General features: G+C 72.7%; 20 protein-coding genes and 1 pseudogene. 16 read left to right on the top strand and 5 right to left on the bottom strand.

Annotated elements, in window-relative coordinates; genetic code table 11:
* Positions 1–57 precede the first annotated feature (57 nt).
* A complete protein-coding gene (locus tag ACGFZN_RS38760; RefSeq protein ID WP_393863188.1) occupies positions 58–1,323 on the top strand; it encodes an AAA family ATPase in 1,266 nt (421 codons plus the stop codon).
* Positions 1,320–2,660, top strand: a complete 1,341-nt coding sequence (locus ACGFZN_RS38755; protein WP_393863187.1) for a ParB/RepB/Spo0J family partition protein — start codon at positions 1,320–1,322, stop codon at positions 2,658–2,660. The genes ACGFZN_RS38760 and ACGFZN_RS38755 overlap by 4 nt, the downstream gene beginning before the upstream one ends.
* 322 nt (positions 2,661–2,982) lie before the next feature.
* Here ACGFZN_RS38755 and tpg read toward each other — a convergent pair whose 3' ends face one another.
* Together tpg and tap are read right to left on the bottom strand one after the other, a co-directional pair.
* Positions 2,983–3,537 (bottom strand): telomere-protecting terminal protein Tpg, encoded by a 555-nt coding sequence (gene tpg / locus ACGFZN_RS38750; RefSeq protein WP_393863186.1) that lies wholly within the window; start codon positions 3,535–3,537, stop codon positions 2,983–2,985.
* A 6-nt stretch (positions 3,538–3,543) separates the two neighbouring features.
* Positions 3,544–5,862: a telomere-associated protein Tap gene (gene tap / locus ACGFZN_RS38745; RefSeq protein WP_393863185.1), complete on the bottom strand. Its 2,319-nt coding sequence runs from the start codon at positions 5,860–5,862 to the stop codon at positions 3,544–3,546.
* 232 nt (positions 5,863–6,094) lie between these two features.
* Between tap and ACGFZN_RS38740 the strand changes: the two genes are divergently transcribed.
* The 4 genes from ACGFZN_RS38740 (at position 6,095) to ACGFZN_RS38725 (ending at position 10,423) form a co-directional block, all read left to right on the top strand.
* Positions 6,095–6,664: a hypothetical protein gene (locus ACGFZN_RS38740; RefSeq protein ID WP_393863184.1), complete on the top strand. Its 570-nt coding sequence runs from the start codon at positions 6,095–6,097 to the stop codon at positions 6,662–6,664.
* 713 nt (positions 6,665–7,377) lie between these two features.
* Entirely contained in the window at positions 7,378–8,490 is a 1,113-nt protein-coding gene (locus ACGFZN_RS38735) for a bifunctional DNA primase/polymerase (protein WP_393863183.1), read from the top strand.
* Positions 8,487–10,052, top strand: coding sequence for a phage/plasmid primase, P4 family (locus ACGFZN_RS38730; protein WP_393863182.1), 1,566 nt, complete (start codon positions 8,487–8,489; stop codon positions 10,050–10,052). Before ACGFZN_RS38735 ends, ACGFZN_RS38730 begins: the two co-directional genes overlap by 4 nt.
* Positions 10,049–10,423, top strand: coding sequence for a DUF6009 family protein (locus ACGFZN_RS38725; protein WP_330343088.1), 375 nt, complete (start codon positions 10,049–10,051; stop codon positions 10,421–10,423). Before ACGFZN_RS38730 ends, ACGFZN_RS38725 begins: the two co-directional genes overlap by 4 nt.
* Positions 10,424–10,602: 179 nt before the next feature.
* On the opposite strand, the gene ACGFZN_RS38720 is transcribed toward ACGFZN_RS38725, so the two are convergent.
* On the bottom strand, positions 10,603–11,277 hold the full coding sequence (locus ACGFZN_RS38720; protein ID WP_393863181.1) for a ScbR family autoregulator-binding transcription factor: 675 nt from the start codon (positions 11,275–11,277) through the stop codon (positions 10,603–10,605).
* Positions 11,278–11,744: 467 nt separating this feature from the next.
* On the opposite strand from ACGFZN_RS38720, the gene ACGFZN_RS38715 reads away from it, so the two are divergent.
* Positions 11,745–11,936: a hypothetical protein gene (locus tag ACGFZN_RS38715; RefSeq protein ID WP_393863201.1), complete on the top strand. Its 192-nt coding sequence runs from the start codon at positions 11,745–11,747 to the stop codon at positions 11,934–11,936.
* A gap of 465 nt (positions 11,937–12,401) precedes the next feature.
* Here the strand turns inward: ACGFZN_RS38715 and ACGFZN_RS38710 are convergent.
* A pseudogene (locus ACGFZN_RS38710) lies at positions 12,402–13,076 on the bottom strand (ScbA/BarX family gamma-butyrolactone biosynthesis protein); the annotation flags it as partial.
* Between the two features lie 291 nt (positions 13,077–13,367).
* On the opposite strand from ACGFZN_RS38710, the gene ACGFZN_RS38705 reads away from it, so the two are divergent.
* Both ACGFZN_RS38705 and ACGFZN_RS38700 read left to right on the top strand, forming a co-directional pair.
* Positions 13,368–14,132 carry an SDR family oxidoreductase gene (locus ACGFZN_RS38705; protein ID WP_393863180.1) on the top strand — a complete coding sequence of 255 codons (765 nt, stop codon included), beginning with the start codon at positions 13,368–13,370 and terminating at the stop codon, positions 14,130–14,132.
* A 184-nt stretch (positions 14,133–14,316) separates the two neighbouring features.
* The gene (locus ACGFZN_RS38700; protein WP_393863179.1) at positions 14,317–15,306 is read left to right on the top strand and encodes an NAD-dependent epimerase/dehydratase family protein; all 990 of its coding nucleotides are present in this window, start codon (positions 14,317–14,319) and stop codon (positions 15,304–15,306) included.
* 209 nt (positions 15,307–15,515) lie between these two features.
* Here ACGFZN_RS38700 and ACGFZN_RS38695 read toward each other — a convergent pair whose 3' ends face one another.
* Positions 15,516–16,517 carry a ScbA/BarX family gamma-butyrolactone biosynthesis protein gene (locus ACGFZN_RS38695; protein ID WP_393863178.1) on the bottom strand — a complete coding sequence of 334 codons (1,002 nt, stop codon included), beginning with the start codon at positions 16,515–16,517 and terminating at the stop codon, positions 15,516–15,518.
* A gap of 567 nt (positions 16,518–17,084) precedes the next feature.
* Here ACGFZN_RS38695 and ACGFZN_RS38690 point away from each other — a divergent pair.
* The 7 genes from ACGFZN_RS38690 to ACGFZN_RS38660 all read left to right on the top strand — a co-directional run bounded on the left by ACGFZN_RS38690 (position 17,085) and on the right by ACGFZN_RS38660 (position 24,643).
* Positions 17,085–17,714, top strand: a complete 630-nt coding sequence (locus ACGFZN_RS38690) for a ScbR family autoregulator-binding transcription factor (RefSeq protein ID WP_393863177.1) — start codon at positions 17,085–17,087, stop codon at positions 17,712–17,714.
* Positions 17,715–17,980: 266 nt separating this feature from the next.
* The gene (locus tag ACGFZN_RS38685) at positions 17,981–18,814 is read left to right on the top strand and encodes a BTAD domain-containing putative transcriptional regulator (protein WP_393863176.1); all 834 of its coding nucleotides are present in this window, start codon (positions 17,981–17,983) and stop codon (positions 18,812–18,814) included.
* A gap of 90 nt (positions 18,815–18,904) precedes the next feature.
* A complete protein-coding gene (locus tag ACGFZN_RS38680; RefSeq protein WP_393863175.1) occupies positions 18,905–19,843 on the top strand; it encodes an SRPBCC family protein in 939 nt (312 codons plus the stop codon).
* A gap of 59 nt (positions 19,844–19,902) precedes the next feature.
* Positions 19,903–21,198, top strand: a complete 1,296-nt coding sequence (locus ACGFZN_RS38675; protein ID WP_393863174.1) for a hypothetical protein — start codon at positions 19,903–19,905, stop codon at positions 21,196–21,198.
* Positions 21,199–21,236: 38 nt separating this feature from the next.
* Positions 21,237–22,166 (top strand): 4'-phosphopantetheinyl transferase family protein, encoded by a 930-nt coding sequence (locus ACGFZN_RS38670; RefSeq protein ID WP_393863173.1) that lies wholly within the window; start codon positions 21,237–21,239, stop codon positions 22,164–22,166.
* Positions 22,167–22,290: 124 nt separating this feature from the next.
* Positions 22,291–24,339 carry a condensation domain-containing protein gene (locus ACGFZN_RS38665; protein WP_393863172.1) on the top strand — a complete coding sequence of 683 codons (2,049 nt, stop codon included), beginning with the start codon at positions 22,291–22,293 and terminating at the stop codon, positions 24,337–24,339.
* A gap of 88 nt (positions 24,340–24,427) precedes the next feature.
* Complete coding sequence (locus ACGFZN_RS38660) at positions 24,428–24,643, top strand: acyl-CoA carboxylase epsilon subunit (RefSeq protein ID WP_393863171.1); 216 nt, start codon at positions 24,428–24,430, stop codon at positions 24,641–24,643.
* The last annotated feature ends 45 nt before the right edge of the window (positions 24,644–24,688 follow it).

Here is a 24,688-nt window from a genome sequence, read left to right as displayed (position 1 = left end):
GCAACAACTAACGTGTCGGTGCTTCCATGGATCTTGGACGTTAGTAAGGTGTCGTCCATGAGTTCGCCAGCCAATTCCAGCGACCGCGAGAAGGTCGTCTCCAAGCTGCCGGGATGGCTCCGGCAGAACCTCAAAGTCAGAGCCGCCCAGCACGGCATCGAGATCCAGGCGGCCGTCGAGCAGGGCATCCGGGACTGGTGCACGCTCGCCTCCACTCCCCCGGCCGTCGACACCTCGCGCGCCGACTCGTTCTCCACCTTCCTGCCGCCCGGCCAGTGGGACGAGTTCCGGCAGGTCGCCGCCGAACGCCGGGTCTCGCTGATCCAGGGCCTGGCGCAGTCCGTGCAGTTGTGGCTCGACTCCAATCCCGCGCCGCACGTGGAACGGCCCGAGATCACCCGCCGCATCATCGTGTGCAACCAGAAGGGCGGTGTCGGCAAGACCGCCATCACGGCGGGCCTCGGCGAGGCGCTCGCCGAGGACACCGAGCGCCTGCACGCGGTCCGGGTGGCCAAAGCGCTCACCGAAGCCCTGCGGGCCAGCGAGGCTGACGACGACGAGGCGCCGGGCGGCGACGACCCGTTGAGCGTGGAGAACCTGCCTGGGCTCGGGATGCGGGTCCTGCTGGTCGACTTCGACCCGCAGTGCCACCTCACCAACCAGCTCGGGGCCGCTCCCCTGCCCATGAACGGCGACAGCCTGACCAACCACATGGCGGGCGACCCCAAGGGCGACCTACGCGACCTCGTCGTCTCCATCGACGAGGAGACCTTCGGCGGCCGGCTCCACCTGCTGCCCGCCTGCAACGACGCCTTCCTGCTCGATGTGCGTCTGTCCGCCGTGCGCGCCCGCGAAGCGGCGCTGGAACGAGCCCTCGCCCCGCTCGAGGCCGACTACGACGTCATCCTCGTCGACTGCCCGCCCAGCCTCGGCCTGAGCATGGACGCTGCCGCGTACTACGGCCGCCGGCGCGACGGGGAGAAGCCCGGTCAGTCCGGCGCGCTGATCGTCGTCCAGGCCGAGGACAGCTCGGCGGACGCCTACGAGCTGCTCACCACCCAGATCGACGACCTGCGCGGCGACCTGCAGGTCGACATCGACTACCTGGGCATCGTCGTGAACCTGTACGACTCGCGGCGCGGCTTCATCGCCACCTCCTCGCTCCAGGGCTGGGTGGACATAAAGGATCCCCGGGTCGTCGGACTCATCGGCGACCTCAAGGAGCAGAAGGAAGCGGTCCGGATGAAGCGGCCGCTGCTGTCCTACGCACCCAAGTCGCAGCAGGCGATCGGGATGCGCGCACTGGCCCGGGAGATCGTATGAGCAAGGCCGACCAGCTGGGAGCCGGCCGTTTCGGCGGGGGAGTGCGCTCGGTCAGCGCACGCCGCCAGGCCGTGGCCGCCGCCACCGGGGTACCCACCGAGGGGGTGGCCCCGCCCACCGAGCTTCCGCCGCATCGCATCAGCCTCAACCCCGACAACCCTCGGTCCAGTCTCGGCGACCTGACCGATCTCGCGGGCAGCCTGAAGACGCACGGGCAGAAGCAGGCGATCACGGTGATGAACCGTGACGCCTACATCAAGGCCAACCCCGAGCGTGAGGCCGACCTCGAGGCCGACACCACGCATGTCGTCATCGACGGCAGCAGCCGGCTCGCCGCCGCCCGCGAGGCGGGGCTCCCCGCCGTCAAGGTGATGGTCAGCGACGACCAGGGCACCAACTCCGAGGAACTCCTGGAGTCCGCGCTCGTCGCCAACATCCACCGCAGCGATCTCGGGGAACTCGACGAGGCGCGGGCGCTGCGCCGCCTGCTGGCCATCCACGGCAGCCAGACCGCGCTGTCCAAGCGGCTCCACCGCTCGCAGGGGTGGGTGTCGCAACGGCTGGCTCTGCTCAATCTCACTCCCGAACTGCAGCGCCGTATCGGCGAGGAGCCGATCGACCTGCTGCGTGCGGTGGCCAACAAGCCGGCCGCCGAGCAGGAGGCGGCGCTCCAGGAGCTCAAGGAGGAACGGGCGCGTCGGGAGGAGGAGAGGCGCGGACGGCAGAAGGCGAGCGGGGGCGCCGTCTCTGCGTCCACCGCGCCGGAGCGGGAGGGCTATTACGGCGTAATAGGAGACGGCGAGCCGGGCGCGGCCGCGGGGGCCGGGCAGGGGGAGCCGGCCGGGGGGACAGGCTCCGGTCGGCGGGCGGAGGAGTCGGACAGCTATTACGGCGTAATAGGAGACGGCGAGCCCGGCGCGGCCGCGAGCACTCCGGCGGAGCAGGGGGAGCGGGCCGGTGGTGCCGGGTCGGGCCGGCGGACGGCGAAGGCCGAGGGCTATTACGGCGTAATAGAGGGAGCCGAGTCGGGCGCTTCGGCCTCGGGTGCGCCGGTGGCGGCGGCCGCTGCCGGTGGCGAAGCCGAGGTGCCGGAGCCGCGGGCGGAGACGTCCGTGGCCGTTGCGGAAGCGGATGCGTCGGGCAGCTCCCATCCGCGCCGGGTGCCGTACGACGAGCCGGGACCCCTCGCCATGCTCCTGGACCGGAACATCGACAGCGACGACACCTTCTTCGACCTGCTCCGGTTCCTGTGCAAGAAGGGGCGTGAGCGGAATCCCGCCCGACTCACCGAGCTGGCGCGGTCCTTCGCCGAGGGGGCCGGCGTACAGGGCGAGTGATCCCTGCGGAAACTGGTGGACGGGCCAAGCTCACTGTGCGCTGGCCCGTCCACTGCTGTCCGGGAGCTATTACGGCGTAATAGGCGCCGGGGAGTCAGGCGGGGGTGCGGGGACCGGCTCCGGTCGGCGGGCCGAGGAGTCGGACAGCTATTACGCCGTAATAGGAGACGGTGAACCCGACGCGTCCGCAGCGGCCGGGAGCCGGGGGTGAGAGCTATTACGGCGTAATAGGCGCCGGGGGCGGCCCGTGGCGCCGAGGGTGGCGGGGGAGGGCCGGGGCTATTACGGCGTAATAGGTCGGCCCCGCCGGTGGGGCGCGGGGCTACAGGGAGATGTCGATCTGGTCGACGTCGGTGAACTCCACGTCCAGGCCCTGGGCTCGGGTGTTGTCGGCTCGGAAGTACATCTCTCCGAGGCCCTCCGCCGCGATCTGCAGCAGTTGGTCCTCGGTGGCTCCGGCGTCCCGGGCCTGGAAGAGCCGCTCGGCCCAGCGGGGCGGGAGGGCCTGGGTGATGTCGCGGATGCGGGCGTCGTCGGTGGTGCCGGGAGCGGCGGTGAAGCCGAACCTGGCCCGGGTGGTGAAGACCAGGCCGTCGGTGGTGGCCGCCTTCTGCTTGGCCCGGGCCCGGACCTGCGGCTGCCAGCGGCGGCGGACCTCGCGCTCCAGGCGGGCGGCGAGTTCGGGGCGGGGGTGCTTCAACTGGTCGGCCACGTACCGCTCCACCGTGCGCTGGGAGATGCCCAGCAGTTCGGCGACCGGCCTGGTGCCCTTGAGCTGCTTGACGAGGAATCGCATCCGGGCCGGTGCGCTCTTGGGGATGGGGCGGGTGAACGCCTGCTCCAGCGCGCGGTCCAGGCTGTCCCCTACCGAGTCCATGACCGGCTACTCCCCTTCGGCGGCGGTGTTGTCGTTCTTGATGTGGTTGGCGATGTTGAACACCCCGCCGTGCTGCTCGAACTGTTCCTCCGCCCACAGCACGGTCCGGGTGCCCTGGTGCTTGATCATGCCGGGGCTGACGCCGAGCCGGAACGTGCCCGGCACCGGCTTGCCTTCGGGGGTGTACGGCAGGAAGTCCAGCGGGCTGGGCCCGGGGGAGGGGTAGACGAGGGCGTCGGTGCCGATGGCGACGGGGTAGCGGTCCGTGGCGGCCGCCGTCTTCATGATCTTGCGGTGCATGCTGACGCGGACCGTCGCCAGGACGGCGGCGCGGATGTCGGGGCGCCAGGTGGGGCGGGCCAGCGCCGGCCAGGGCTCGTAGTACGGCACCTGCCCCCGGTTGCGCTGGCGCAGCTTGCCGATGCCGCCCTTGGCCGTCGCCTTGATGGCCTTGAGGACCAGGGCCAGTGTCGGATCGGCGTGCCGGGAGCGGGCCATGGCCTCCAGGAACTCCTCGCCGGCCATGCCGGTGCTCACCCCGAGGTCGGCCATGGTGGCGATGTAGGCGTCGCGCAGCCGCTTGTACCAGGGGTCCAGATAGCGGCCGGTGCGGGTGCGGACGTACGCCTCGATCGGCGCGACCTGGAAGCCGAGTTCCACGGCGTACGCCACGGTGGGTGTGGCGTACCAGGCCGGTCCCTCGGGCCGGTCGCCCCTCGGGGTGAACGGCGACGGGAGCCGGTCGGCGTCCAGCGTGCGGCCGCCGACCTCGACCTGGGAGAGGTCGACGTGGGAGAGGTCGACCAGCCAGGAGCCGGGCAGCGCGGGGTCGAAGGGCGGGTTGCCGGTGAGGTGGGTCGGCCCGTTCAGCCCGACGGTCAGGCCGTTGGCGGCCGCCGCGAACGCCATGTTGACGTCGATGGCGACCAGGTACGGCTGCATGCACTCGTCGTCGGTGAGGTCCCGGCACCAGTCGTACGGCTCCTCCAGCAGCATCTCGGCCGGGGTGCGCTGGTGGTGGCGGGCGAACCGGCCCTTGAGCAGCGGGTGCTCGTCCGGCACCTCACACTCGACGACGTCGTACACCCCGGTGAGGGCATCGGGGTTGAAGGCCTGCCGGAACTCGCCGGTGTCCGGGTCCTTCTCGGCGCGGGTGGGCGGGCGCAGGGCCGTCATCAGTTCGAGCCCGGTGACGGCCGTGGTGCCGCGCGGGGTCATGACCCGCTCTGCGTAGGTGCCGAGGAAGCGTGCGAGGTCGGCGGCCGGCATGGTGGGCAGACGCGGGTCGTTCCTGTCGTCCCACTCCTCGGCCGGCAGCGCGCCCCAGGACGGGATGCACAGCTGGACGCAGCGGCGGCGGGCGCCCTCGGGGTCGCGGTAGAGACGGGCCCACGGGCCGAAGCCGAGCTGGGTCAGCTGGAGTCCGGCCTTCTTGACCTGCTTGACGACCTTGTGGCTGTCCTGCAGCCGTCCGGCACGGCGTTCCTCGGGGGAGAGGGTGACGGGCAGGCCGTAGCGCTCCAGGGCGGCGGGGGTGAGGACGAGGACGGGGTCGGCGTCGCGGCCGTGCCGGTGCAGCCGGGCCTGGCCGAGGCGGGCCTCGGTCAGCGTCCAGTCCACCAGGGCCGCAAGGCTCTTGGCGGGCACGTCCAGGAGCAGGCCGCCCACGCAGTAGGCCACGACCTGGTCGCCGTCGAGGTCGATGACGGCGAGGGGGCCGTTCTCGAAGCGGGCGGCGGTGGTCTCGGTCGTGGTGTCCGGGGCTGCCGGGGCCTTGGACGGCGTCGTCCTGGACGGCTTCCTCGGGGCCGGCCTCGACGCGGGCCTCGGCTCCGACCTCGGCCGGGGCGCGGTCGTGGGTGCGGTCGTGGGCTCCGTCGCGGTCCGCCGGGGCGGTTCGGGCGCGGCGCTCGGCGTGGCCCGGGTGTCCGGCTGCGAGGGGAGGGGGGCCACCTCGCGGGGCTGGTGGCCCTCAAGTGCCGGAGAAGGGGCGGGCGTCTGCGGGGTCGGCTCGAGCGGGGCTGGTCCCTCCACCCGGGCGCCGGCCGTCTCAGGGGACGGCTCCGGCGGGGCCGGGAAGCGTTCGGCCAGCTTGTCCAGGAAGCGGGCGTAGGCGGCCCGTTGCGGCGGCCGGGGCTCGTTCCTGCCCGACTCCCAGCTCGCGACCGTCTCCCGGCGGGTCGCGAGCGCGGCCGCGACCTGGGCCTGACTGAGCCCGGCGGCCTCGCGCAGACGCCTGCGTTCGGCGGGCGCCGGCAGGTCGTTCTGGGCGACTTCCTCCAGCAGCGCGTCGACGGCGCTGAACAGCTCGTCCTGAGTGGGCACGCGGCTCACCTCCCGGCCCGCACCCTATCCCAGCCGCACATCTCATCCCTCGCCGGATCGCTCGCGGATCGCACAGCGTGCCGCATGCCGGGGGAGGCTGAGCAGGGGACGTTCGGCATACATACGCGCCCAGTGCGACACGCCGTACCGCCGCGTATGCCCTCCGATTGGGTGACGGCCGTGGTGGAGAAGAACCTGTCACAAGGCCGGTACGGGGACGGGGATGCGGGCGATGGTCTGGGGCACGCTCAGCTCGGAGGCGGACGCGGAGGCCCTGCGCAGGGCCGAACGGGCGGCGGCGGGACGCGGGTTGGGGGAGCGGACGCATGCGGTGCACATCGGCAGCCGGCTCACCGGGCTCGGCTGCGTGTCGATGTTCCCCGCCCTCGGCTGCCTGATCGCCGGGCTGGCCCTGCTCGGCGCCACGGAGGGCACCGCCCTGACGGCCCTGGCCGGGGTCCTGCTCGCCCTGGTCGTCGCCGTCCCGGCGGCCGCGCTGTGGACCGAGGGCCGGCTCACCCACCGCGACGTGCGCCTGTATGTCTTCGACCGGGGCATCGTCGTCACCCGGGGCCGGGCCGAGACCCATGCCATGACCTGGCCGGAGGTCCGTGTCACCGAGCGGACCGAGAGCTCGAGCTACGGCCAGCACAGCCACGGCCCCACCGTCCACTGGCTGTACCTGCAACGCCCGGACGGTCTCCCGCTCACCCGGATCAGCACCAACAACCCCGCCGGAGTCGCCATCGCCCGTGGGGTCGCCGAGGGGCGGGAGCGGGAGGCGGTGCCCGGCGAGGGGTGACGATGCCGCCCACGCCGGAAGGCTCGGCGGGGCGCGGCCTCCGAGGCAGTCTCCGGGACGGCGGCCGAGGCGGCGTGGTCCCGGGGGCTGTGCGGCCCGGTGCGGGAGCGAGGGGCGGCCCGGCGGACGGCGGATACGGCCCGTCGGTCGCTTCGGTCGCTGGCGCGGGTGAAACGGCCCGGTGAAGAAACGCTCATCCAGGTTCGGTCCAGAGTCGCTTGAGTCGCTCCGGTCGCTGCGCGGGCAGCGACTCAAGGACGGCGGAGGCTGGACAGCGACTGAAGAACAGCGACCGAAACCCGGGTCGGTCGCTCTTGAGTCGCTGCTCAGTCGCTAGGCAAAAGCCCTGGTCAGGCCGGGTTTTGAGGGCAAACAGCGACTGAAGCGACTCAAGGATCGGGTATATGAAGACATTCGCGTGTGTGCGTGCGTGTGCGTGCGTGCGCGTGTGCGCGTTATATGTACGGAAGTTGAGTCGCTTGAGTCGCTAATTAGGGGCTGTATGGCCTGTGACCTGGTGTTTCGACAGCGACTCAAGCAGCGACCGATGTATAGGGCAACGGGTTTTCAGTCGCTTTGAGTCGCTGCTTCGGTCGCTGGCCGCCTTCCGGGGAGGCGGAATCGATTCTTCGTTCCCATGACCCCAGCTTTATCGCTGCTTCGCTACTCTGTGCCTGTTGTTGAGTCGCTTCGGTCGCTGACGGGGGAAACGCATGGCCGATGAGCTGCGGGTTTTACGCAGCGACTCACCGCGGCCCGCTCCCGCAGGACCGGGCGTCCCGCGGTCCCTGGCCATCGCCCGGTGGTGCGCGGGCCGTGGCTGGCCGGTCCATCCGCTGGCCCGGGGACGCAAGACGCCGGCGGGCAACTGCGCGGCCTGCCGTGAGCCCGGGCACACCCACCGTGGGTGCCGCTGCCCTGCCGCCGGTCGCTGGTGCCACGGCTTCCGGGCCGCCACGCTGGACTTCGCCCGCATCGAGCAGTGGTGGCGCGCCCACCCGGAGTTCGGCGTCGGGGTCGCCTGCGGGCCCGCGGGGCTGGTCGTGATCGACATCGACGCCCACGCCCGGCAACTGCCCGCCCGGGACCGCCTGCTGCCCGGCATCGACATCGCCGAGACCGTCGACCTGACCGGGCTCGCCAACGGGTTCCACACGATCGGGGTGCTGGCCGCGCTGCGTGGTGCGGCCTCCCCCGCCGACGACGAGACCACCCTGCGCGTGCGCACGCCCTCGGGCGGCCTGCACGTGTGGTATCGCGCCCTGGGCGGGCACCGCTGGCAGTGTTCCTCCGGCTCGGGCGGTGGCAGGGCCCTGGCCTGGCAGGTCGACGTACGGGCGCACGGCGGGTACATCGTCGCTCCGGGCACCGTGACCGAGGCGGGGACGTACGAGGCCGTGGGCACGGCGCGTGAGCCCGCGCCGCTGCCCGCCTGGCTGGCGCGCGAGCTTCAGCGCACCGGCCATCTGCCGCCCGTCGAGGTGCCCACGCCCCGGCCGGTGCCGCCGCGGGCCCGGCAGGCCGTCCTGGCCGCCTCAGGCGGCCGCAGCGCCGGAAGCCGGGCGCTGGCCCCGCTGCTGGCTCAGGTGGCCGCCTGCGGCGCCGTACCGGAGGGCGCGGGGTTCACCGAGAAGCTCAACCGGGCCGCGTACACCGCCGGAGGGCTCGTCGCCGCGGGTCTGCTGGCCGAGGCCGAGGCGGAGCGTGCCCTGCGGGACGCGGCCGGGCAGGCGCGCCCCGGGCAGGAGCGGCGCTACGGCGCCGTCATCCGCGGCGGGCTGAGCGCGGGCCGCACCCGACCGCTGACCCCGGGAGGCCGCCCGTGAAGAGCGGCCACGACAACGCCCTGTTCGACGCGGGGGAGGTCGCCGCGCAGATCCTGGCCCAGAGCGTGCCTCAGGCCCGTCAGAAGGCGCACAGCCGCCCCGAGGCCCCCGTACTGGCCCCCGGCGTCCCCCGGGGCCGTACGGACGGCCAGAACGGCTCCAGGGCCGCGGGAGAGGCGACCCCCGACGGGCTGCTGCCGGACACCCTCAGCGACCGCGGCAACGCCAAACTCTTCGTCAGCCTCTACGCCAACGACTACCGGCACGTGCCGGGGCTCGGCTGGTTCCGGTGGGACAGCACCCGCTGGCAGATCGACGAGGACGACACCGTGCTGTGGGCGGCGGGCGACCTGGCGGAGTCCCTCGCCACCAACGACCCGCGGGGCGTGCACAGCACGACCGCCCTGCAGCAGCACCGCAGGCGCGCGCTGAGCACCAGCGGGATGAACGCGATGCTCACCCAGGCCAAGTCCGCGCCCGGCATGGTGCTCAACGCCGCGCTGCTGGACGCCGATCCGTATGCGCTGTGCACGCCCGGCGGCATCGTCGACCTGCGCACCGGGCTCAAACGCGTGCCGGACCCGAACAAGGACTTCCACTCCCGCTCCACCACCGCCACGCCCGAGCCGATGCCGACGCCGCGCTGGGACCGGTTCCTCACCGACACCTTCGGGGAGGGTCCCGCGGGCCGGGAGATGATCGACTTCCTCCATCTGCTGCTGGGCTACTCCATCACCGGCGACGTCGGCGGCCAGGTGATGCCCTTCCTGTTCGGCTCCGGCAAGAACGGCAAGTCGGTGCTGCTGGACGTGGTGATGAAGCTCGTCGGCGACTACGCGGACGCGGCCCCGCCCGGGTTCCTCATGGCCCGCCCCTACGAGGGACACCCCACCGACCTGGCCGAGCTGCACGGCCGCCGGGTCATCGTGTGCAGCGAGGTCAAGCCGGGGGACCGGTTCGACGAGGCCCGGGTGAAGCTGCTGACCGGCGGCGACCGCATCAAGGCACGGCGGATGCGGCAGGACTTCTTCAGCTTCCAGCCGACGCACAAGCTGTGGCTGCTGGGCAACCACCGGCCCGAGGTGGGCACGGGCGGGTTCGCGTTCTGGCGGCGGATGCGGCTGATCCCGTTCGAGCGGGTCGTCCCCGACCACCGCAAGGTCGACAACCTGGCCGACATCCTCGTGACGGAGGAAGGGGCCGGCATCCTCAACTGGCTCGTCACCGGCGCCCGGCGCTACCTGAACGGCGAGCGGGACCTACTGGGCCCGGAGGCCGTGCGCATCGCCACCACGGCCTACGCGGAGACCGAGGACCACATCGGGCGCTTCCTCGGCGAGGCCTGCCGGCGCGAGCCGGGCCTGAGGGCGGAACAGGCCGGTCTCTACGCGGCCTACCGGACCTGGTGCCAGAATGAGGGGGCCCCGGCCGTGTCGTCCCGGTCCTTCGCCGCACGGGTCCGGGAGGCGGTGGGACTGGCGTCTCCGAAGGAAATGATCCTGTCCAACCAGCGCAAGTACTATCCGGGCATCGGGTTGGCCGCCGACGAGGAGTCAGTATGAGTGCCCTCATAGCCGAGGACGAGATCGTCCACGAGGTCGACCTCGTCTGGCTCGAGGACATCAGCGCCCTGGACTACGTCCGCCAGAGCCTGGACCGGCTCCCGTCCCGCCGGGGCAGGCCCGCCTACCACCGCGACGGCCGCATGGTCGGCTACGCGCTGCTCGGCCCGAAGGCCAAGCCGTCCCGCTCGTCGGGCACCTTCCGCCGCCGGGTGTTCTGGCTGCTGCCGCACGACCGGGACACCGTCCCCGACGGGCTGTACGCCACGGGGGCGCCCGCCGAGGCCGTCGATCCGCGCACGCTGGCGCCGGGGAGCAAGGGCCGCAAGACGGAACGCTCGGAGGGCGGGGCGGTGTCGTCGCCGCTGTAGGACGGAACAGACGACGGACGCATGCCAGACGGATCCGACGCGTACCCGGTGCGAGAACGACGTCTGCGCGGGGAGCGGGGTCCCGTATCCCGCACAGACGTGCGGTCTGCTCGGGGACGACCGCCTGCGCGGTGAGGGCGACCCGGCCGCTTTCCGCGATCGGAAGCGGCCGGTGCTGCTCAGGAGATGGCGACCTCGACCTCGGCCACCTCGGCCAGTGAGGCCTGCACCTCGGCGAACACCCTGGACCCTCGCGTTTCGGACAGGTCCAGAGCGGTGATCAGCGCCGGCATGACCACGCTCGGCAGTATGTGGCGCAGCAGGGCGCAGGAGCGCTGCATCAGGTCGGCGTAGTCGCTCATCGCGTGCGACATGGACTGGATGCCTGCGAAGGCCCCGGTCAGGACATCGGCCGTCTCCTGCGGTTCGACGTGGGGAAGCAACTCACCCCGGGCGCGGGCCTCCTCCAGCAGTTGGGACGCGAGGCCGGTCCACTTCAGAAAAGGCGTCCTGCGGTCCAGCCCGTGGGACGTCTGGTCCATGGCCAGCCGCACGGCCGCGCGCACCATGGGGTCGGTTTGCAGACGGTGCGCGTGGAGCATCACCACGTCCACGAGTTCCTGTACCTTGCTCGGACGTTCGGGCAGGCTGATCATCTGGTCCTGGGCGCTCAGCACGCCCTGCGCCAGGTCTTCCTTGGACTGGAAGTGGAAGTAGAGAGCCCCCTTCGTCACGCCGGCGGTGTTGAGGACCTCACTGATGGTCGCCGACCGGTACCCACGCGACTCGAAGACTTCGGCCGCCGCGGAAAGGATCTTCCGACGGGTGCGGATCGCACGGTCCTGCATTGCCATGAAGCCACTCCGTCCGATGTGCCGTACTCCTTGCCAGGGTCGGCAAACAAACCGCCCAGTTTGTATATTACACACGCAATGGTCCGCTGTGCAGCGGACCGCCTGCAGTGTGAGGACCGAAAGTCCGGAGACCCGGCTACGCCGGGAGGGAACGAAACCGGCTGACCGACTGCCGGTGGGGCGGAAGCGGAGCCCGTGATCCGCGTACCCGGAAACGGCGCGGCCATGAGGGGACAAGTCGTACGCCGGCTCTCGACCGGCCGCGCCGTTCGCGTGATGACCTGCGAGTTCACGCCACGATTGGCGTGTCCGCCGCAGCCGGGGCGGGGCACGAGGACCATGCCGACGAGGGCTGGCCGATGTGTGCCTCGCAGGGTGCGGAGCATGTGGTTCTGGTCACCGGTCCTGGCGACCGAGGCGTCGATGAGCGCTTCGTGCGGGCCGCGCGTCTGGCCGGAACCCGACGGATGGTGACACTGCCGGCAGCCGCCGACACCGACCTCCGCGCGGACGACCCCATCGCCCGCTGCCTGCGCCACGAGGAGCAGCTGCTGCGCGCCCGCTGGTCTGAGCGGGCCCGGTGCGGGCCTCCGTCCATGCCGGGCACGGCGACTGAGACGGCCACGGCAACCGGCTCCGAGCCGATCGCCGTCGAGTAGGCGGCCCCGCCGGCCCGGCTGCCGGGCCGTGTGCAGCGCTGTGAGGTGCCGGGGGTGGCGCCGGCGCGCACTGTGCCGGGTGCCCGGCCCGGGGAGCGGGCCGCCAGGGTGGGGCGACGCCGCACCGGGAGCCGGCTCTCCGGTCGGGGTGCCTCCTACGGCGTCCGAGGCGAGACGGTTCCCGGCTCGGCCTTTCCGTACGCAGGCCGAGGACCGTCTGTCCGCTGTCGCCTGTGCCCCGTGGCCAGTCGCTGCAGGGCGGGCCGCAGCTCGCCCTGCACCGGCCGTCGCCGGCACCGGGTCTGGTGGGGAGATGCCGCCGTGGTGACGGGGCATGGGAACACCTCGCAGGCGTTCTGACGGCCGGTCACCAGGACCGACTGGGTCGTGCCGTCGGCCGGACAGCCCCTGATGCGCGGCTGCGGCAAGACAGCACTCGTCCAGGTCGACGTATCGGTTGAAGGTGCTGTTCATGGTGAGCGGCACCATGCACGAACGTTCCAGCACCGCAGCCGCGGCCTGCCGGGCCGCCTCGATCAGGACCATGCCCGGCACATGATCGACCGGGTGACCGAACAGGACGGGATGCCGGGTGTCCACCCTCAGCTGCCAGAGGTCCGACGCGCCGAAGGGCGCCGGCACGGCGTCGAACGGCGAGATGCGTCCGACCTGCTGCGGCGAAGCCGGAGCCATCGACGCGACGGGGCGGATGCCGGCCGGGTTGCGGCTCCCGCGCAGCCGGCGGTACACGGCCGGTGTCGCGGTGCTGAACGAGGCCGTACCCCTTGCGGCGATCAGGCTGTCCCGCAGGCTCGTCACCTCGTGGTCGAGCTGGGCGAGGCTGCCGGCACGGCGCTTGACGCGGGTGGCGGTGACGAGAAGTTCCTGGGACGCCGGAGTGTCTCCGACCGGAAGCCCCGCGGGCTCCACCGCGATGTCAAGCCGCATGAGGAAGTCGTGGCCCAATGGAACCTCGTACTCCGCATGGGCGAGCAGAGAACCGACTTGCCGGATTGTTTCAGCGACGATGAGTGGGTCGTGGAGTCGGCCCTGAAGGGGAGTGAAAAAGCTGTGCGCGTGCGGCCGTTGCGCGGTCACCGTGCAGCGGGTGTCGTCCTCCCGTCTCCAGTTCGTCAGCATGACCTCGGCGACCGCCGCGCGGTGGACGAACTCCTTCGGGACAGCCGTGGTCAGTGAGGGGTGAAGGGAGACGGTCGTCTTGAGCGGCCAGACCCCCGCATCCCCCTCCGCTTCTTGGAGTGACGTGCGCTCGACCTGGAAAGTGATCGCGGACATGGCTCCCCCCAGGGCCGTGGCGACAGGTGGTGTGGCGCTTCGGTGAAGGAAGATACATACCAGCCGGTTTCGTTTCTACCGGTAGCGGAGACTCCGGGAGTGCTCATAATGATGGTCGTCACGGGGGAGGCGGACATGGGTGTGCTGACGGGGAAAACCGCGCTGGTCACCGGTGCCAGCAGAGGCATCGGCCGAACCATTGCGACGAAGCTGGCGCGGGAGGGCGCCCTGGTCGCTGTGCACTTCCATGCCGACCCGGACGCGGCTGACGTGACGCTGGACGCGATCGAGTCCTGCGGGGGGCAGGCGTTCGCCCTCAGAGCACAGCTGGGCGTTCCGCAGGACACCGAGACGTTGTACGGCGAGTTCGATGCCGGGCTGGCGAAGTACGGCCTGGCTCCCCGGCTCGACATACTGGTGAACAACGCGGGAACCAGCGGTTCGGCCCGCATCGACGAGGTGACCCCCGAGCTCTTCGACCGGATTTTCGCGGTGAACGCCAAGGCGCTCCTCTTCGTCGTGCAGAAGGGACTGCTGCGGATGCGTGAGGGCGGCCGCATCATCAATGTCTCCTCGGCGGCGACCCGGATCGCATACCCGGAGTCCGTCGCGTATGCGATGAGCAAGGGGGCGGTGGAGACTCTGACGCTTGCTCTGGCCAAGGAGCTCGGGCCGCGTGGCATCACGGTGAACGCCGTGCGTCCCGGATTCATTGAGACGGACATGAACCGAGCCAAGCGCGACACACCCGAAACGGCGGCACAACTGGCGTCGTGGTCTGTCTTCGACCGCATCGGACAGCCTTCGGACGTCGCCGACATAGTGGCTTTCCTCGCGTCCGGCGCTTCGCGCTGGATCACTGGTCAGTGCATCGACGCATCCGGAGGCTCGCGACTGTGAGGACACTCGGCGCGGTACCGCAGATACGACCTCACCCGCCGGGCGCCCACAGGCACCTGCATGGTGCCGACGACTGCGCCGGAGGGGCCCGCGAACCGGTGTTCGCCGACCATCCGCATGCACCAGGCGCGGGCCGGCGTTCGCCGAGTCCGGCTGCGCACGTCCGGAAAGGGGTGAGCCGCTCGTGACCGTTTCCGCCCGGCCCCCGCGGACCTCGCGGGGCGCCGTGCTCGTCGTCGGCGGGACGGGATTCGTCGGCAGCGCCGTGGTGCGGGAGCTGCTCTCACGTGGTGCGTCCACCGGCTCGGACATCCGTGTTCTCTCCTCCCGCCCGGCGCCGGCGACGTCCGTCGTCGGGATCCGGCACGTGCAAGCCGATCTGACCCGGCCGGACACCCTCCGTGGTGTGTGCGAGGGCGTGACGTCCCTCCTCCATGTCGCCTCGTATGTGGGACGTGACGAGGAGCGCTGTGAGGCGGTCAACCACCGTGGCACTCAGGTGCTTCTCGGGGAGGCCCGCCGGGCAGGCGTCCAGCGTTTCGCCTATGTCAGCACCACGTCCGTGTACGGCACAGGACCTCACCGGGGGGCCCGGGAGGGAGAGTTGACGCCGCACCCCGAGTCCGCGGCGAGCGCGTCACGTCTGCGGGCGGAACAAGCGGTGCTGGACGCGGGGGGCATCGTCCTGCGCCCCCACCTCGTATACGGCCAGGGGGACGTCTGGGTCGTCCCGGCCATCGCTCGGCTGCTGGCGCGGGTGCCCACCTGGCCGGCAGAGGCGTTGCCACGCCTGTCGATGATCAGCGTGAACGGTCTCGCGCGCTGTGCGGTGTCCCTGGTGCACGGTCCGGAGGCGCCACATGGGCCCGACTTGTACCACGCGGCGGATCCGGAGCCTGTGCAGATGGACCGACTGCTCCAGGTCCTGCATCGTATTCTCGGCCTGCCGCTGCCTGCGTACAGCGTGTCGGCGGTCGAGCACCGCTCGCTGGTCGCCCGGGCCATGCCCGAACTCTCACCCCATCAGTACGCTCTGCTCACCCAGGACCATTGGTACGACAGCACTCGCCTGTGGACCGCCCTCGCGGACGGCCCAGGGCCCGGTCTGGAACACCGCTTCGCCGAGTGCCGGTCTTGGTACATGGCGCATCTGACCCGGACAGGCCTTCTTTGATCGAGACCGGATGTGGGGTGGGCTCCGTGCACGCACGTCCGGTGTGAGCCGGCCCGAGGACGGGGTCGTACCCCGGGCGAGTGCTGTCAGCCGTCAGAATTGGGCAACGTCCCCGACATCACACAGTTGATGCTGGTGATGGTGATCCCCGGGCAGACCGCCGGGCCCGGGGCGGGGGCCGTCTCGCCTCGGGCCTGTCGTCGCAGGTCTCAGGATCTGATGTGGGAGGCCATCGCAGTCACGAGGCATGTGAACACCTCGGCGCCGCTCTGGCGGGCCGTCACCCGGACCGACTCGGTCGTGCCGTCGGCCGAACGCCCCTCGTACGTGGCCTCGATCATGCAGGGTGCGTCCAGTTCGACGTACCGCTTGAACGTGCTGCTCATGCCGAGAGGAGACAAGGAGGAACGTTCCAGCACTCCTGCCGCGGCCTGTCGTGCCGCCTCGGTCAGGACCATGCCCGGTACGTGGTCGACCGGGTGGTCGAACAGGACGGGATGCCGGGTGTCCACCCTCAGCTGCCAGCGGTGCGGCCCGTGGCCGGGTGAGAGCACGACGTCGACCGGCGAGGTTCGTCCGACGCTCTGTGGCAGGGCGGGCGCGGTGAGCGGCAGGGCGCGGACGAGAGCGAGGTCCTGGCGGCCCCGCAGCCGGCTGTACACCGTTGGCGCCGCGGTGCTGAACGAGGCTGCTCCCCTTCCGACGGGGGCCCCGTCGCGCAGCACCGTCGCCTCGTAGCCGAGCCGGGCGAGGCTGCCGCCGCGGCGCTTGACGTCGGTGGCGGTGACGACCACTTCCAGAGAGGCCGGCGCGTCCCCGACCAGGAGCCCGGCGGGGTCCACGGTGATGTCGAGGCCCCACATCAGGAAGTGGTGGCCGAGCGGGACTCCGTACTCGGCGTGGGCCAGAAGCGCACCGATTTGCCGGACCGTCTCGGCAGCGATGAGCGGATCGTGCAGCCCGCTCTCGGACGGAGTGAAGAAACTGTGGGCGCGCGGCCATTGCGCGGTCACCGTGAAGCGGGTGTCGCCCCGGCGTTTCCAACTGGTCAGCATGACCTCGGCGACTGCCGCGCGGTGGACGAACTCCTTCGGAACGGTCGTGGTCAGCGCGGGGTGGGCGAAGACGCCGGCCTCGCGCGCCGACGCCGGCGCGTCCACCTTGGCCCCGCGGAGCGGCGCGCGCTCGACCTGAGACGTGATCGCAGACATGGCTTCCCCCCTGATGCCGTGCGATGGATGTGTGGCGCTCGTGCAGGAAGATACATACCAACCGGTTTCGTTTCCAGGGGGTAGCGGGTACTCCGCCTGACCGAGATACGGAGGTGGTGCGTCCGTTCAGCGTGCTTACGCGTGTCTTTCTGCGACGACACTGTGAAGAAGTTCGTCACGCACCCGGCACCGCTCGAGCCGGCCCGGAGCGCTTCTCGAGCGGACGGGCGGAACGTGGCCGAAAACTGCTGATTGTTCCGGCGATTCAGGGTGCCGTCCGCCCCGGTGCCGCCGGACAGGGGAGGTCTCTGCGGCGGGCCGGCGGGGCGAGGGGGCGGCCTGCCGGGCGTGCGCCGGGGCAGAGGAAACGGGCGGCGGCGGCACCGTCCTCACGTCCGCAGGCCAGCGCCCCCCTGGAGCCGGTTCAGTGGTCTGGCCACCTACAAACCGTCTTAGCGGTTTGTTAGGCTGGGCAGTGCTGATCGACTCCCCTGAACGTGCCTGCGCCAAGGACAGCGGCCCGCAGGCCAGGAAGCACGGGAATCCCCCTCAGTAACGGAGTACGTGATGGTCAAACAGGAGCGGGCGGCGCGGACGAGGGAGAACCTGATCAGGTCCGCGGCCGAGGTCTTCGAGCGGGACGGGTACGCCGTGGCCTCGCTCACCGCGATCAGCTCCCAGGCGGGGGTGAGCAACGGCGCCCTGCACTTCCACTTCGCCAGCAAGGAGGCGCTGGCCCGGGAGGTCGAGGACGCCGCGGCCGACGCCGTCGAGAAGATGGCGGAGGGGTGCCGCGGCTCCGCCGACACCCTGCTGCAGTCGCTCGTGAACGCCACCTGCCGGCTGCTCGCCGCCGTGGCCGGCGACCCGGTGGTCAGGGCCGGTTTCAAGCTGGGCCACGACCCCTCGCGCAAGAACGCGGAAGGGGGGCTGTGGCGGTGGTGGTGCGGCTGGGTGCAGGACCTGGTCGCGCAGGCCCAGGAGGAGGGGGAGCTGGCGCGCGGAATCTCGCCCGAGGACGCCGCCGCCGCCATCGTCGCGACGACGGCCGGCTTCGAGGTGCTGAGCACCTGGGACCGGGACTGGCTGTCGCGGGAGCGGGCGGGCCGGATCTGGGCCTTCCTGCTGCCCCTGCTGTCCGGCTCGCCGGACAGGACCCCCGCAGGCCCGGACGGCGAGGAGCGGCCCGCCGGGTGAGCGGATCTTCACGGGAACTTCCCGGAAACCGTCCGGCGGACCGGTAGCGGCTCGGCCAGGAGTGCCGCCGCCGTCCGTCCTGAGCTGGCCTTTGCGGGCTGATGTCCGGAAATAGTGGCCTGTCCGGCGGACTCGCGGGCCTCTCGAGTCTCCGTGGAAGCAAAACGGGGCGGCCGGTACCCTATTGACATACCGCGCGTGCTGTTTTTTACTCGGGACTGCTAGGGGACGCACTACAGACCGGACCGGAAAGCGGGGGAGACGGCGTGGACATCGATGTACTCGGCACACTCGCCGTACGGCTCAACGGGGTGTCCATCACGCCGACGGCTCCCAAGCCGCGCCAGGTGCTCGCCCTGCTGGCGCTGCGCGCCGGCCAGGTCGTCCCGGTGGGCGTGCTGGCCGAGGAACTGTGGGGGAGCAAGCCCCCGCGCAGCGCCCGGGCCACCTTGCAGACCTACATACTGCAACTGCGCGAACTCATCGCCGCCGCTCTGGAGAACGGCGCCGGGGACGACACGGGGCAGCGCCGTCAGGCCAAGGACGTGCTGCTGACCGTCCCCGGCGGCTATCTGCTCAAGAGCGGCGACGGCACCAGCGACGCACGGGAGTTCGAGCGGCTCTCCGGCTCCGGGTACCGGGCCATGGACGCCGAGGACTACCCCCAGGCGGCCCGTCTGCTGCGGCAGGCGCTCGAGCTGTGGACCGGCCCGGCACTGGCCGACGTCCACGCCGGCCCTCAACTGCGCACCGAGGTCAAGCGGCTGGAGGAGAGCTGGCTGTGCGCGCTCGACCAGCGCGTCGAGGCGGACCTGCGGCTCGGCCGGCACCGTGAGCTGCTCGCCGAACTGACCGTGCTGGTCAACCAGTACCCCATGCACGAGAGCCTGTGCGGCCAGTACATGCTCGCGCTGTACCGCTCCGGCCGCCGCGGCGAGGCGCTCGACGCCTATCAGCGGCTGCGCGCCACCCTGGTGCGCGCCATGGGCCTGGAACCGTCTCCCGCGCTCGCCAAGCTGCAGCGCTCCATCCTGATGTCCGGCCCCGACACCCTTCCGGCCCGCCCCGCGCCGAGCGTGGCCGTGGCCCGCGTGGGCTGACCCGGCGTCACCTTGGCCCTCCAGCAGGAATCGAGCACCGCTCAGCCCCGGCCGTGCAGCGTTGATCACACCGGGAGGAGGGGGGCGCGCATGTCGTCGCAGCGAGTGCACTTCGCCCAGCACACGATCGCGGTCGAGGCGCCCGCCGGCGTCGTCTACGGCCTGCTCGCCGACGCCCCCCGCTGGCCGGTCCTGCTGCCTGCCTTCGTCCACGTCGAACGCATCGACTTCGACGGCGCCGAGGAGAACCTGCGGCTGTGGTGGCTGCGGCACGGCCAGGTGTGCTCCGCGTCCGCCCGCCGCGTGCTGCTGCCACCGCAGCGCCGCATCGAGTTCGAAGTGCAGGACGGCCTGCCCGGCGCGCCGACGTGCGGCGTCTGGAGCGTGGCGCCCGACGGCGCCGACCGCTGCCTGCTGACCCTGCGCCAGGAGCGCCCGGCCGGTCCCGGGCAGCCGCCCGGGGCGCTCGAGACGGACGTACAAGCCGAGCTCGCGGTGCTGCGCGAGGCGGCCGAGCGCTGGGAGAGGTGGGACGAACTGCTGCTGTCCTTCGAGGACAGCGTGTACGTCGCCGGCTCCCCGGAACTCGTCTACGACTTCCTCTACCGCGTCGAGGACTGGGCCGAACGCCTTCCCCACGTCGAGTGGGCCGAGGTCACCGAGGACCGGCCGGGCGTGCAGGCGACGGTCCTGCACACCTGCGACCCCGACACGGGCCGGACGCAGGTCTCCGAGGCGGTACGGCTGTGCTTCCCGGCCGCCGGACGGATCGTGCACAAGCAGACCGTCACCCCCGATCCCGTCGCCGCGCACTACGGGGAGTGGTCCCTTGAGCCCGACGCGACCGGGGTGCGGGTCGTCTCCGTGCACCAGGTGATGCTCCGGGACAGCGCCGTCGAGCCCCTCCCGGGCCGGGGCGCCGAGCCGGTGGACGCGCGCCGGTACGTGCGCGAATGGCTGGGCCGCACGAGCACCGAGGCCCTCGACCTGGCGCGCTGGCACGCCGAAAGCGCCGTACGCCGGCTGTGACGAGCGCGCCGCACACCGACCGTACGGCGACCGGTACCACGACGACGAGGAGAGCGGCGATGGCCCTGACCCGGCCGGTCCGGCATGCCGGGCGGCCCCCGGCACCCCGGACGACCCCGGTTGAACCAGCGCAGGGCGCGGCGCGGGACGCGGCGCGCCTCGAAGCGCTGCTCGGCGACCCGCGCAACCCGCGCAACCCCTACGGCCGTTCCGCCCTGTGGGCCGCGGGGCACGACGGGCTGCCCGCCCCGCCCGCAGGCCTGCCCGGAACCGGGGACGTCCGGCCGCCCGCCGACCGGCTCGCCCGCGCCCTGCGACCGCTCTTCCGCCGGGATCTCCAGCTCGCCCACGCCTGGTGCATCGGTCCGATGCTGAGCGCGCCGGAGCCGCATCCGGCGGCCGCGCTGCTCGGGCCGGCGGCGCTGCTCGCGGCGGCGGGCGGCGTCCTGTGCGGCGTGACCCGCATCGTGGACGCGCTGAGCCGGTACGAAGCCGCGGCCCGGCAGTGGCGGCCGGTGCTGGCCTCGGTCTTCGCGGACCTGCTGGCCTGCGAGAGCCTGACGGCCGTGGCCCTGCGGTCCTGCTCGCGCGAGACGGCACCGGAGCGGGGTGACGAAGAGCCGCTCGCCGCTGTCGTCGGGTACGTCGTGCCGCAGCTGGCCGGTGAGCTGCTGGGCGATCTCGAACTGGTGCTGAACGAGTGCGGTTTCGGCGCCGACACCGTCGAACGGCGCACGCTGGCCAGGATCCTGCGGGACCGGGCGGCCGCCCGGTCCGACTGGACCGCCGTCAGTGCCGCGCAGGCCCGCATCGTGCGGGAGCTGGACGCGGCGGGCGGTGTGCAGCCGGGCGACGGCGCCGGCCTCGCGCCGCTGTTCCGGATCACCGGGCCCCTCCCCGCCGCGGTGCCCGACGGCGTCGGCGCGCAGGCCGTCGCGGCCACGCTGGCCGGTGCCACCGGCCGGCTCGCCGGTGCCGGCGAACCCGGCACCGAGGCGCTCGCCCGCGTCGGCCGCAGGCTGGTCGCCGAGGAACGGGCGCTGCGGGCGGCCTGCGCGACGACCGCCCGGCACGACCCCGGCGACCCCGCGGCGCGCGCCCTGGCGGACCGTCAGGCCCTGCTGGTGCTGGCCGCCGCGACGCTCGGCGTGCGCGAAGCGGCGGCCGAGGCGCGGCTGCTTTTCCTCGGCAGCACGGACTGGGCGCTGCTGGCACTGGGACGGATCACCGAGCGGCTCGGGCGGACGCTGCCCGACCGCACGCCCGACCCGCAGCCGGGCGTATGGGACGAACTGGCCCGACGCGCGGCCGACGGCGTGGACTGCGACCTGTACGCGACGAGGCTGCCGTGGTGAGCGCGGGCGGCGGGTACGGCCGTGCCCGGGAGGCGGCCGTGAGCACGGGCGGGGCGTACGGGCGTCCACCGGAGGAAACCGGGGACGCGGGCGGGGCGGCGCACGGCCGTACGGCACCGGGTCCGTTCCCGGCGCCGTGTCACGTGCACGGGCCGGACGGGCCCTGGGAGGAGGTCCAGGAGCGGGTCGAGCAGGCGGGCCGGGCGGTGGTGCACACCACCTGGGGCCAGTGGCTGACCGCGGCCCTGCTCGATCCCGGGCTGCGCACGCTGCTCGGCCGCGACTGGCCCCGCTACCGGCAGCATCCGGCCCCGTCCGGGCGGCTGATCCTGGCCGTCTCCCGGATAGTGCTCAAGCACACGGCCGCCGCCGCGCTGCAGGTCCCCGCCGAGCGGCTCGACCTCGCCTATCTGCCGGGCGGGCGGCCCGTGCTGCGCGGCCTCGGCGCGGACCTGCGGGTGAGCCTCGCGCACACCGACGAGCTGATCGTCGTCGGCGTCAGCCGCACCGGGCCGGTCGGCGTGGACGCCGAGCCCGCCGGACGGGCGATCTCCTTCGAGGCGCTGCGCGACCACGTGTGCACCGGCGAGGAGGCCCGGCTGCTCGAGGCCCTGCCCGAGGAGGAGCGCACCGAGATGTTCCTGCGCCTGTGGACGCTGAAGGAGGCGTACGCCAAGGCGCTCGGGCACGGGATGCGGCGCCGGTTCTCGGCCGTCGGCTTCGCGTGGGAGGCGACCGGAGCCGCCCGGCTCACCGGGGACGGCGCCGGTGCGTGGGCCTTCGCCACTCATCTCGTCGAGGGGCGCTTCCTGGTGACCGAGGCGCATCACCGGGACGCCGCGCCGCCGGCGCCGGGCGGGGCGCGGCAGGCGCCGTCCGCCGGTGATGCCAGGCGGCCGCCCGTGGCCGGGGCGCCGCACGGCGCCCAGGTCATCGGCTTTCCGGGGCGGGGCCCCGGGCGGCGGTGAGCGGAGGTGTCCGGCGGGGCGTGCGGGCCCCTGCCGAACACACCGTGCAGAAACGATTCGAGAAGGAGGTCGGGGTGCCGGAGACGGCTGCTGCGGCAGAGCCGTCCGTGACCCCGGGGAGCGGATGAGGGGCCATCACTCGCACGCGGGCGCCGTCCTGGCCGTGGTGCACGAACCGCTCGGCGCCGATGCCTGGTCGCCGCTGGTCTTCCGGCTGTGCGGACTGACCCGCACGGACGCCGAGGCGGTCGCCGCCCGGGTCGCGGGGCGCCATCGGGCGTACGACGTCGAACTGGACGACGTACCACCGGACCCCCGGCGCTCCGGCGGGCATCTGCTGCGGCTCACCCCGCGCGGCCCGGCCGTTCCCGGCGGACCGCTCGGCGACGAACTGCTGGCCGATCTGCTGGCGCCGCTCGCGGCGGGCACTATCGCCGTGACCGGGCACCAGCGAGCGCTGCTGACGGCCGCGGTCGCCGGTCAGGGCGGCCCCGACCGGTATGTGGAGCAGCTCTTCTGGGACTGGACCGGCCCGCTGGACCTCGGCCGGTTCATCGACGCCTGGCAGTCCGTCGCCGAGCGGGAGGCCGTGCTGCGGGCCTCCTTCGACTGGGCAGGCGCCGCACGCCTGGTGCTGCACGACCACGCGGCCGTGGAAGTCGTACGCCATGTGCACGCCGACGTCGGCTGGAGCGAACTGCTGCGGCGGGACCGGGCCCGCGGCTTCGAGCTGTACCGGCCGGGACTGCTGAGGGTTTCCCTGCTCGACGGACCACCGGACACGGCCGGCGCCGGGCCGTCGCCGGTGCGCCTGCTGGTGACCTACCACCGGGCCCTGCTCGACGAACGCGGGGCACGGCTGCTGGTGCGGCAGTTCTACCGCTCCTATCTCGCCGACGGCGAGCTGCCCGGCGGGGACCGCAGGCCCGACATCCGGGACCACGCCCAGTGGCTGGCCCGCCAGGATCAGGCCGGGGCCCGGGAGTTCTGGGCGGCGGCCGCACCGCCCGCCGGCGCCGCCGTCAGCCCCGGCCGCCCCGGCCGGCCACCGCGCCGCACCGAGGGACCGGGCCGGACGCGACGCCGGCTCGCACCGCCCCGGACCGACCGGCTGCGCTCCTGGGCCGCGGGCCGCGGCGCGGGGGAGAGCAGCGCCCTGCACGTGGTGTGGGCCCTGCTGCTGTACCGGGCGGCCGGGGCCGAGGGGCCGCTGCCGGTGGCGTTCGGCGTGCACCTGTCCGGGCGGGACATGTCGCTCAGGGCCGCCGGCGACATCCCCGGGCTGCTGGGCAACCCGCTGCCGATGACGGTCACCGTGGACCCCGCCGCGCCGCTGGCGGACCTGCTGCTGCAGGTGCGCGACGCGGCGCTCGACCTGACCCCCTACGCCTGGGTCGGCGGCGACCAGATCCGGGAGTGGAGCGGGCGCGCACCCGGCTCCGGCCTCACCGAGACCACCGTCCGCTTCGAGCACCATCCCGAACTGCCGGAGAACCTGCGGGCAGGACTGGCGGCACAGGGCATCCGGATGGGCGCGCCGCACAGCGCCGGCGGTGCCACGACCCTGCCGGTCACGCTCGTCGCGCACTACGACGCCGAGGACGCCCTCGTGCTGACCGCCCTGTACGACCGGGCCAGGTTCACCGACACCGACGCCTCCGGCACCCTCGCGCAGTGCCTGCAGCTGCTGCGCGCGCTGCCCGAGCACCCGCAGGAGGGGTTCACCGTCGGCGACGCCCTGCGGTTGCTGGGCGCATCGCAGGTGCCCCGCATGATGCCGCCCGAACCCGGCGGCAACCGGTTCGCGCTGTCGGTCCTGCGGGCCGGGGAGCCCGGGGCCGACGTCGTGTGCCTGGTGACCGTGCCGGGTGTCACGCCCGGCGCGTACGACGCGCTGCTGCGCGACCACGAGGGGCCGGAACGCATCGTGTCGCTCAGTGTGGCCGGCCGGGAGCTGTCACCCGGTCTCCTTCGGGAACTGCACGGCGCAGGGCGGCGGTTGACCCTGTGCGGTGCCGGTCCGGCCGGCCGGGTCGCCCACGACATCGCCCGCCGTACGGCGGAGCGGACGGGTGAGGCCCCGGCCGTGGTGATGACCGGGGTCGGCGGCGCCGCCGAGAGCGCGCAGGCGCTGTCCCGGGCCCTGCGGGCGGTGCGGGCGCGCAGCGCCTGACGCGGTGGCACGGCCACCGGCGCTTCTCCACCGGGCCGAGAGCGGCCCTTGAGCGCCATGGCCGACGGTGGCCGAAACAGGAGGCGGCATGGGCGAGACGGATCGTGGGCCGGCGGCGGCTCTGCGGGTCGAGCGGGGCACGGCGACCGAGGAGGAACTGGCCGCGCTGGCCGTGGTCCTGCTGGCCCTGCGCACGCGGCCGGAGCAGCAGGACGCGCGGACGCGGCCGGCCGCCGGCGCCCTGTGGTGGCGGCAGGGGCGCTACCGCGCCTCGCAGGGCTGGCAGGCAGGGACCGGCCGGTAAGAGAAGAGAAAGAAACCGCGCGGTCTATTTGATCGCGGCTCACGC

Origin of the sequence: Streptomyces sp. NPDC048192 (assembly GCF_043202415.1) — a bacterium.
Taxonomy (GTDB): Bacteria; Actinomycetota; Actinomycetes; order Streptomycetales; family Streptomycetaceae; genus Streptomyces.
This window is presented reverse-complemented; position numbering and strand designations above follow the sequence as displayed.